Genomic DNA, 9,422 nt, shown 5'->3' on the forward strand with positions numbered 1-9,422 from the left:
CCGCATGGGCGCGGCCGCATCACCTCCCCCATCATTCCCGACAAACCAACGCCCTACCCGCGAGGGAACGCGGTGGGTGGGTGGGAGGGCACAATTGGTTTTGCACCACGACTCCCCCCTCACCACAAAAAAGGCGGGAAGCCGGACACGCATACCCCCGCGCCACGACTCCCCGCTCTCCAAAAATCCTCTTCAGAAAACCACTTACGTCTCAGACGCCAACGCCAACAGATCCTTGTTGATCTCCAGGAGCCTGTCGCGCAATTCCGTCTGGTCGATCCAGTTCTTGCCCTCGATGGCCCCCACGCGCTCGCGCAGCACGCCGAGCTGGGCCTCGGTCTGACCCAGGAGGAAGGACCAGTCGATGCGCGGGGCCGAGGCCTCGCGGTCCAGCTCCATGGCCAGGGGCTGCCCCGGCGTCAGTGTGCAGATCTCCAGGTATTCCGGGATATGCACCTCCAGTTTGAAGCGCTCCTCGATGAGCCGGGCCAGGGTGCGCTGCTTGCGATTTTCGCCGTGCACCAGGAAGACCTTCATCTCCGGGGTGGTGAAGTGCTTGAGCCAGTCGAGCATCTCCGACTGCCCGGCATGGGCCGAAAACCCGCCGATGGTGAAGATTTTGGCCTTGACCGCGATGTCCTCGCCGAAGATGCGGATGCTCTCGGCCCCGTCCACGATGCGGCGGCCGGGCGTGCCCTTGCCCTGGTAGCCCACGAAGACCACGCTGGCCCCGGGACGCCAGAGGTTGTGGCGCAGGTGGTGCTTGATGCGCCCCGCGTTGCACATGCCGCTGGCTGAGATGACCACGGCCGGGCCGCCGCTCAGGTTGATGGCCTGGGACTGGGCCGTGGTGGGCGTGAACTTCAGGTTGGAGAGCTTCAGCGGATCCTCGCCCGAGTCCAGGATGGCCGTGGTCTCCTCGTCGAAGTATTGGGGATATTTGCGGAAGACCTCCGTGGCCTTGATGGCCATGGGGCTGTCCACGTACACGGGCATGTCCGCGGGCAAGCGTCCGTCCTTTTCCAGAAGATACAGGGAATAGAGGATTTCCTGGGTGCGCTCCACGGCGAAGGCCGGGATGATGACCTTCTCCCCGTGGGAATGGGCGTAGGCGATGGCCGCGGCCAGTTCATCACGGCTGGTGCCCTTGTCCTTGTGATCGCGGTCCCCGTAGGTGGACTCCATGAACAGGTAGTGGGCGTCGCGGATCACGCTGGGGTCGTTGAGGAGTAGCTGGTCGGGCCGCCCCAGGTCCCCGGAAAACACGGCCTTGAATTCGCCGCCCTCCTCCTGCACGCAGAGCTCCGCAAAGGCCGAGCCCAGGATGTGCCCGGCGTCGCGGTAGGTCACCGTGAGTTCGGGGAAGGGGGAGAAGGATTTGTCGTAGTCCACGGTGCGGATCATGCCCAGGGCCTTTTCCGCGTCGGCCATGGAATACAACGGCTGGATCAGGTTTCTGCCGTGGCGCTGGTTCTTGCGATTGCGCCACTCGGCCTCCATCTCCTGGATGTGGGCGCTGTCCCGGAGCATGATCTCCAGGAGGTCGCGGGTGGGCGGGGTGCAGTAGATGTCGCCCTGGAACCCGTCGGCGGCCATGCGCGGCAGGAGCCCGGAATGGTCGATGTGGGCGTGGGTGATGAGGAAGAACTCGATGTTGCCGGGATCGTACTTGAAGGTGTCGTAGTTGCGCTTCTCGATCTCCGCGTTGCCCTGGTGCATGCCGCAATCCACGGCAAAGCGGTGGCCGCCCGTCTCCATCATATGGCAGGAGCCCGTGACGGTCTTGGCTGCGCCCAGAAACTGTATCTTCATGGATCGGGTCCTCATTGGCGGCCGGGAGCCCCGGGCCGCCGCGGTTCCAAATTCGGGGAAAAAGGATTACTGGTCCCAGACGGAAATATTCACATACCCAACCGGGGCTCGCCCTGTAAAGGCGCGTCAACAATCCCCAAGGAGCTCTCCGTGGCAGACAGAAAGCAGTTCCTCATCGACGAACTGTCCATGAACGAATCCTGGCGCCTGTTCAAGATCATGGCCGAGATCGTGGACGGCTTCGACACCATGAACGATATCAAGAACGGCGTTTCCATCTTCGGCTCGGCGCGCATCAAGCCCGACTCGCCCATCTACCGGCAGACCGAGGAGATCGCCTCCAAGCTGGCCCGCGCGGGCTACACCGTGATCTCGGGCGGCGGCCCGGGCCTCATGGAGGCCGCCAACAAGGGAGCCACCGAGGCCGGGGGCGAGTCCGTGGGCCTGCACATCCACCTGCCCATGGAGCAGGAGTCCAACGCCTTCCTGACCCGGCGCGTGGACTTCAACTACTTCTTCGTGCGCAAGCTGATGTTCGTGAAGTACGCCATGGCCTACATCGCCATGCCCGGCGGCTTCGGCACCCTGGACGAACTCTCCGAGGCCCTGGTGCTGATCCAGACCCTGCGCATCAAGCGCTTCCCCATCATCCTCTACGACAGCGACTACTGGGGCGGCCTGCTGGACTGGATCCGCCAGCGCCTCATCGCGGGCGGCTTCGCCGGGGAGCAGGACCTGGACCTGCTGACAGTGCTGGACACGCCGGATGAAGTCGTAAGCTTCATCAAAAAGCACGTAGTCGTATAAACCACCCGGAACGACCGTCTGCGTGTTGCTGTGGAACGTCAACGAATTTTTTTGCAATACACAGGTGCATTCACGTGCTGCACCAAAGGCCAAAGCACATCCAACAACCACCTCACGTCGCCCATGTAACTGCGTCCAGCACTGACAACAGACAAAGGATGACACGATGCATGCGATACACATTACAAGCGCAAAAAGAAAAGACCTGAAAAAAATATTGGAGCTGCAATACATCGCTTACCAAAGTGAGGCGATATTGCTCAACAACTTTTCCATTCCACCCCTGGAGGAGACCCTCGACGATGTGGAACGGCAATTTCGGGAAGGGGTCATTCTCAAGGCAGTCGACAAGGAAGGAAAGATCATCGGTTCGGTACGAGGGCGGCCAGATGACGACACACTGTTAATAGGCAAACTTATCGTTCATCCGGATTTCCAAGGCCAAGGCATCGGCAGCAGATTGCTGACGGAGATTGAAAGACAGTGTCCCCGGCCCCGTTACGAATTGTTCACCAGCGACAGGAGCGCCAAAAATCTCTCGTTGTATGAACGGAAGGGCTACGTCAGGTTCCAGCAACGCCAGGCCGCGCCGGGCTTGACCCTTGTTTATTTGGAAAAATTCTCCGCCGCGTAGAGGACTCCCGGGAGTTCCCCGCGCGCCGAAAGCTCTGCGGAATCCCGTGGCGCCGCAGGCCTCACCAAGAGGATTCGAACCCTCGTGACCGACCAGAACAAGGCATATTACTACGCGCTGGCCACCGTGGCCCTGTGGTCCACCGTGGCCAGCGCCTTCAAGCTCTCGCTGAGGGTCATGGAGCCGGTGCAGCTCCTGCTCTACGCCAGCGCCGCGTCCCTGGCCGTGCTACTGGCCATCCTCGCGGCGCGCGGGCGGCTCGGGCTGCTGGCGGCCATGAGCCGCGGGCAGTGGCTCCGATCCGCCGGGCTGGGCGCGCTGAACCCGTTCATCTACTACATGATCCTGTTCAAGGCCTACAACCTGTTGCCCGCGCAGGAGGCCCAGCCCCTGAACTACACCTGGGCCGTGACCCTGGCCCTGTTCTCCGTGCCGCTCCTGGGCCAGCGCCTGGGCCTGCGCGAGCTGGCGGCGCTCCTGGTGAGCTACTCGGGGGTGGTGGTCATCTCCACCCACGGCGACCCGCTGTCCATGCGCTTCTCCGACCCCCTGGGCGTGGCCCTGGCCCTGGCCAGCACCGTGATCTGGGCCCTGTACTGGATCGCGGGCACGCGCGACGACCGCGACCCCGTGGCCGGTCTGGCCGCCAACTTCCTGTTCGGCACGGCCTACGTGGCCCTGGCCGCGCTCCTGGTTTCTGACCCCGTGGTCACGGACTGGCGGGCCCTGTCCGGCGCGGCCTACGTGGGGGTCTTCGAGATGGGCCTGACCTTCGTGCTCTGGCAACAGGCCCTGCGCCTGTCCGAGACCACGGCGCGCGTGGGCAACCTGATCTTCCTCTCGCCGTTTTTGTCCCTGGTACTCATCCACTATCTGGTAGGCGAGGACATCCTGGCCTCCACCTTCTGGGGCCTGGCGCTGATCGTGGGCGGCATCGTGTTGCAGCAGACTCGCCACACCGCCTCCTGACCCCGCCCCGCGCCGGGAACCAAAAGCCCGCGCGCCCGGCCTCAGGCGTTGTCGCCGCAGGCCCTTTCTGATACGTATCCCGGGTTACGAAAACCCGCAGCACAAGGAATTCCATGAAAGCAGCCATCACCACCTCGTCCTTCGCCACCTACAGCGAGGAACCCCTGCGCCTGATGCGGGAAGCGGGCATCGAATACGTCCTGAATCCTCACGGCCGCAAGCTCGCGCCCGAGGAGACCGTCGCCCTGCTCGTGGACTGCGACGGGGTGCTGGCCGGCACCGAGGAGCTGTCCGCCGCCGTGCTCAGACAGCTGCCAAACCTGAAGGCCATTTCGCGTTGCGGCGTGGGCATGGACAGCGTGGACGCGGCCTACTGCGCGGAATACGGCATCGCCGTGCGCAACACGCCCTTCGGCCCCACCCAGGCCGTGGCCGAGCTGACCCTGGGCCTGATGCTGGACCTGCTCAGAAACGTCACGCGCATGGACCGCGAGCTGCGCACCGGGACCTGGAAGAAGCGCATGGGCGGCCTGCTCTCGGGCAAGCGCGTGGGCATCGTGGGCTTCGGGCGCATCGGCCGGGCCGTGGCCGACGCGGTCAGGCACCTGGGCGCGGAAATCGCCTACTCCGACCCCTACCCCTCCTGCGCCGAGGAGGCCCGCTGCATGCAGCCGGACGAACTCCTGGCCTGGGCGGACATCGTGACCCTGCACTGCTCCAAGCCCGAGGGCACGGACGCGCTCATCGGCCAGCGCGAGCTGGCGCTCATGCGCGAGGGCTCGTGGCTGGTGAACTGCGGACGCGGCGGCCTGGTGGACGAGGACGCCCTCTGCGCGGCCCTGGCCTCGGGGCACATGGCCGGAGCAGCCGTGGACTGCTTCAACAAGGAGCCCTACTCCGGCCCGCTCACCGAACAGGACAGCGCGATCCTCACCCCGCACATCGGCTCCTACGCCCGCGAGGGCCGCATCCAGATGGAGACGGACGCCGCCCGGAACCTCATCGACGCCCTGCGGGAGTCGGCCCGATGAGCGCCATCGACGTCATCGTCTTCGACTGCGACGGGGTGCTCCTGGACTCCGTGCCCATCAAGACCCGGACCTTCGGCAAACTTTTCGAGGACCTGGGGCCCGAGGCCGTGGACTACGTGGTCTCCTACCACATGGCCCACGGCGGGGTCAGCCGCTACGCCAAGTTCGCCCATTATTTCGAACGCTTCCACGGCCGGTCCATCACCGAGAACGAATCCCGCGATCTGGACAGGCGCTTCAACGAGCTGGGCATGGAAGAGCTGCTCACCACCCCGCCCATACCCGGGGTGGTGGATTTCCTGGAGAAGCACCAGGCCACCTGGCCCCTGTACGTGGCCTCGGGCGCGCCGCAGTACGAGCTGGAAATCGTGCTCCGGAAGGTGGGGCTGTTCAAGTATTTCAAGCAGGTTCTCGGCTCGCCCCGGCCCAAGGCCCTGCTGCTGGGCGACGCGGTTCGCGCCGAGAACGCGGAGCCCGGGCGGGTGCTGATGATCGGGGACGCGAGCACGGACCTGGAGGCGGCAAGGCGCGTGGGCACGCGCTTCCTGGGCGTGGGTGAATTCCCGCCCCCTGTGGACTGGATGCCCGATCTCACTGGCCTCGAGGCGTATATCGCCGGGCTTCAAGCTTAACCGCGTGGTGAACAATCCTTTGAATATCGCCTTTGTAAACGCCACCCGCCGCTTCGGCGGGGTCAAGGCCTGGACCCTGGACCTCTGCCGGGCCCTGGACGGCCTGGGCCACAAGACCTGGATCTTCGCCCGGCCCGGCCCGTTCCTGGACAAGGCCCTGGAAATGGGCCTCGACGCCCGGGAGGGCTGGTTCGGGTTCGACTACCGCCCGGCCTCGGTGCTGCGCTTCCGCCGCTTCTTCCTGGGAAACAAGATCCAGGCCGTGGTGGCCAACGTGGGCAAGGACCTGCGCATCGCCGGGCTAGCCGCGCGCCTGGCCGGAATTCAGGTGGTGCACAGGGTGGGCCTGCCCCGGGACATGCGCGACACCTTCAAGGTGCGCACCACCCACCGTTTCGTGCAGCCGGTACTGCTCTCGCCCTGCGAGGACATCCGCCGCGAGATGCTGGCCGAGGTCTCGTTCCTGCATCCCGAAGACATCCACGTGATCCCAACGGGCAAAGTCCCGGCGTCGGAGCCCCTGCCCGCGCCGCGCACCCCGCGCAGCATAGCCGTGACCAGCCAGCTGAACCCGGACAAGGGCCACGCCGACCTGTTGCGCGCCCTGGCGGAGCTGGCCGCGCGCGGCCGGGACTTCCGCCTGCACGTGGCGGGCACAGGCCGGGACGAGGCCGCGCTCAAGGCCCTGGCCGAAGAGCTGGGCCTGGCCGAGCGCGTGACCTGGCACGGCTTCACCTCCGACGTGAACACGGTGCTGGACCAAGCCGACATCTTCTGCCTGCCGTCCCTGTCCGAGGGCCTGCCCAACACGCTCCTGGAGGCCATGGCCCGGGGCCTGGCCCCGGCGGCGCGCGACGTGGGCGGCATCCGCGAGGCCTGGCCCGGGCACCTCGCGCCCCTGGGCGAAACCCTCACGGACCCGGCCCCTGGCCACACGTCCCTGGCCAAGGCCCTGGACGCTCTGCTGGCTCTGGACGACGCGGCCCTCGCCGCCCTGCGCTCGGGCGTGCTCGCCTGGTTCGCCGAGAACCATTCCCTGGACCGCCGGGCCGGGCAGTTCATCGATTTCATCAACGGGCTGGTGCAAGCGCCATGACCCCCGCGCCGACGTTCCTGCCCCTGGAGGGCGTACGGAAGATTCTGGTCTGCCAACTCAGGCAGATCGGGGACGTGCTCCTGTGCACCCCCGCCCTCAGGCTCCTGAAGGAACGCTACCCCGAGGCCGAGGTGCACCTGATGACCGAGGCCAAGGCCGCGCCCATGGTCCAGGGCAACCCCGACGTGGCGCGCATCTGGAGCGTGGACAAGCGGGCGCACAAAAATCTAGGCGCGCAGCTGGCCTTCTACCTGCGCGTGGCCCACGAGGGCTTCGACCTGGTGGTGGATTTCCAGCAGCTGCCGCGCATCCGCTGGGTGGTGGGGCTGTCGCGGTTCTTCCCCCCGGCCTCGGGCCGCCAAGTACGCCTGAGCTACGAGGCCCCATGGTACAACCGCTGGCTCTACACCCACACGGTCAGGCCCCGGGACGGATACGCGGCCATGGCCAAGGCCAGCGTGCTGGAACCCCTGGGCATCCGCTGGAACGGCGAGCCCCCGCGCCTGTACCTCACCGAGGACGAGCGGGCGCAGGCCGCCGCGACCCTGGCCGCCCACGGCGTGGGCCCAGGCGACGTCCTGGTCACCGTGGACCCGTCCCACCGCCGCGACACCCGGCGCTGGCCCGCGAGGCATTTCGGCGAGCTCATCCGCCTGGCCGCCGAGGCGGACCCGCGCCTGAAATTCCTGGTGCTCTGGGGCCCGGGCGAGGAGGACGTGGCCCGGGAAGTGGCCAAAGCGGCGAACGTCCCGGCGTGCGCGACCTGCAAGGAGCTGCTCTCCCTGCGCCACATGGCGGCCTGCATCGAGCGTGCGGCCCTGCACCTGGGCAACTGCTCCGCGCCCAAGCACATGGCCCTGGCCGTGGGCGTGAACACCCTGTCCATCCAGGGCTCCACCAGCAACGCCTGGACCTATCCCGGCCCCGGGCACAAGGCCGTGTCCCTGGGCCTGCCCTGCCAGCCCTGCAACGAGAACATCTGTCCCAGGGGGCGCTGCGCCTGCCTGGAGGATCTGGAACCCAAGGACGTGCTGCCGGAGCTGCTCGAACTTCTTCCCACCGGGGCGGAGGGCTAGGCCGTGCGCATCGTGTACATGACCTCCTCCTCGTCCCTGTCCGGCGGCACGCGCCAGGCCATGTATTCGGCCCGGGGCCTCATGGGGCGCGGCCACGAGGTGGCCTTCCTGGTGCCCCACGACGCCGAGATCACGGACCTGGACGCGGACATCGACTGGCGCAGACTGCCCGAGGAGGGCTCGGGCTGGCGCGCCGCGGCCGAGGCCGTCCTGCCCGCTCCGGGCGAGCCCGCCATCGTGCACGCCTTCCACAACAAGGCCAACAAGCGCCTGGCCTGGTGGGGGCTGTCCTGGCGGCGGCAAGGCCGCGTGTGCCTGGGCTACCGGGGCGTGATCTACCGGCCCGCCAACCCCCTGCCCTACTGGTCCCCGGGCATCGACTGCTTCACGGCCAACTCCCGGGCCTGCGCCCGGGTGCTGCGCCAGACGGGCCTGCCCGCCCGCAAGCTGGAGGTGGTCTACAACGGCATCCCCGAGGAGCGCGTGACCCCGGCCGTGGACGCCACGGACATGCGCGCGGCACTAGGCCTGGCCCCGGAGGAGCTGATCCTGGGCACCGTGGCCGGCGACAAGCCGGTCAAGGGCGTGGAGCACCTGCTGCGCGGCTTCGCCCGGGCCACGGGCCAGGGCCTCAGGGCCCGGCTGCTGCTCCTGGGCGCGCGCGAGACGCGCTGGGGCGGGCTGGCCCGGGAGCTGGGCATCGCGGAGCGCACCCTGTTCCGGGGCCGGGTGGAGAACGTGGCCGACCACCTGCAGGTCATGGACGCATTTTTCCTGCCCTCCCTCAAGGAGAGCCTGCCCAACGTGGTGCTGGAGGCCTTTTTCTTCGGCCTGCCCGTGGTGGCCTCCGACGTGGGCGGCCTGCCCGAACTGGTGGACGGCAACGGCCTGCTCGTGCCTCCGGCCGATCCCGAGGCCCTGGCCCGGGCCATGCTGCGCATCGCCGAGGACGCGGGCCAGCGCGCGGCCTGGGGCCGAGCCAGCCTGGAGCGTTCCCAAGATTTCACGCTTTCGACCAAGCTGCGTCGCACCGTGGAGGTGTATGATGCGTTGCTGGAAAGACGGGGATTCGCGGCCCGGGTCTGACGTTCGCAGTTCGAAGCTTCATTCATCAGTACAAGCAGTTGTCCGGCCTTGCGCACGTATGCGTAAGGGCTCTATTCCTGTGCTCTCTGGTGGAAAGAGTACCTTTGGTTTTTCTTAAGGTTTCGAAGAGTTGGCTCGAAGGGGACAGCTGGTTCAAACGCTTGCGCATTTGAACCAGCTGCCAAAGGGGCCGGTGGGCGAGCCCCCAGGCCCCTTGTATGTTGTCCCTGACCAAACGATAACGGTGAAATGGCAGAGGTGGCCGGGGGGAAGGAGGCT

General features: G+C 66.7%; 9 protein-coding genes. 8 read left to right on the forward strand and 1 reads right to left on the reverse strand.

The genetic code is table 11. The features are described from left to right. Nucleotides 1-204: 204 nt before the first annotated feature. Nucleotides 205-1,812 carry an MBL fold metallo-hydrolase RNA specificity domain-containing protein gene (locus ACYYG1_RS17125; protein WP_461211552.1) on the reverse strand — a complete coding sequence of 536 codons (1,608 nt, stop codon included), beginning with the start codon at nt 1,810-1,812 and terminating at the stop codon, nt 205-207. Nucleotides 1,813-1,962: 150 nt separating this feature from the next. Between ACYYG1_RS17125 and ACYYG1_RS17130 the strand changes: the two genes are divergently transcribed. The 8 genes from ACYYG1_RS17130 to ACYYG1_RS17165 all read left to right on the forward strand — a co-directional run bounded on the left by ACYYG1_RS17130 (nt 1,963) and on the right by ACYYG1_RS17165 (nt 9,143). After that, complete coding sequence (locus ACYYG1_RS17130) at nt 1,963-2,619, forward strand: LOG family protein (RefSeq protein WP_461211553.1); 657 nt, start codon at nt 1,963-1,965, stop codon at nt 2,617-2,619. Between the two features lie 166 nt (nt 2,620-2,785). Beyond that, the gene (locus ACYYG1_RS17135) at nt 2,786-3,253 is read left to right on the forward strand and encodes a GNAT family N-acetyltransferase (protein ID WP_461211554.1); all 468 of its coding nucleotides are present in this window, start codon (nt 2,786-2,788) and stop codon (nt 3,251-3,253) included. Between the two features lie 84 nt (nt 3,254-3,337). Then, nucleotides 3,338-4,222 carry a DMT family transporter gene (locus ACYYG1_RS17140; RefSeq protein WP_461211555.1) on the forward strand — a complete coding sequence of 295 codons (885 nt, stop codon included), beginning with the start codon at nt 3,338-3,340 and terminating at the stop codon, nt 4,220-4,222. Nucleotides 4,223-4,335: 113 nt separating this feature from the next. Then, nucleotides 4,336-5,253 carry a phosphoglycerate dehydrogenase gene (locus tag ACYYG1_RS17145; RefSeq protein WP_461211556.1) on the forward strand — a complete coding sequence of 306 codons (918 nt, stop codon included), beginning with the start codon at nt 4,336-4,338 and terminating at the stop codon, nt 5,251-5,253. Next, entirely contained in the window at nt 5,250-5,885 is a 636-nt protein-coding gene (locus ACYYG1_RS17150) for an HAD family hydrolase (protein ID WP_461211557.1), read from the forward strand. The genes ACYYG1_RS17145 and ACYYG1_RS17150 overlap by 4 nt, the downstream gene beginning before the upstream one ends. A 19-nt stretch (nt 5,886-5,904) precedes the next feature. Continuing rightward, the gene (locus ACYYG1_RS17155) at nt 5,905-6,981 is read left to right on the forward strand and encodes a glycosyltransferase (protein WP_461211558.1); all 1,077 of its coding nucleotides are present in this window, start codon (nt 5,905-5,907) and stop codon (nt 6,979-6,981) included. Beyond that, nucleotides 6,978-8,057: a glycosyltransferase family 9 protein gene (locus tag ACYYG1_RS17160; protein ID WP_461211559.1), complete on the forward strand. Its 1,080-nt coding sequence runs from the start codon at nt 6,978-6,980 to the stop codon at nt 8,055-8,057. Before ACYYG1_RS17155 ends, ACYYG1_RS17160 begins: the two co-directional genes overlap by 4 nt. Before the next feature lie 3 nt (nt 8,058-8,060). Next, nucleotides 8,061-9,143, forward strand: a complete 1,083-nt coding sequence (locus ACYYG1_RS17165) for a glycosyltransferase (RefSeq protein WP_461211560.1) — start codon at nt 8,061-8,063, stop codon at nt 9,141-9,143. Nucleotides 9,144-9,422 lie beyond the last annotated feature (279 nt).

It is taken from the genome of Desulfocurvus sp. DL1XJH-121 (genome assembly GCF_054819825.1).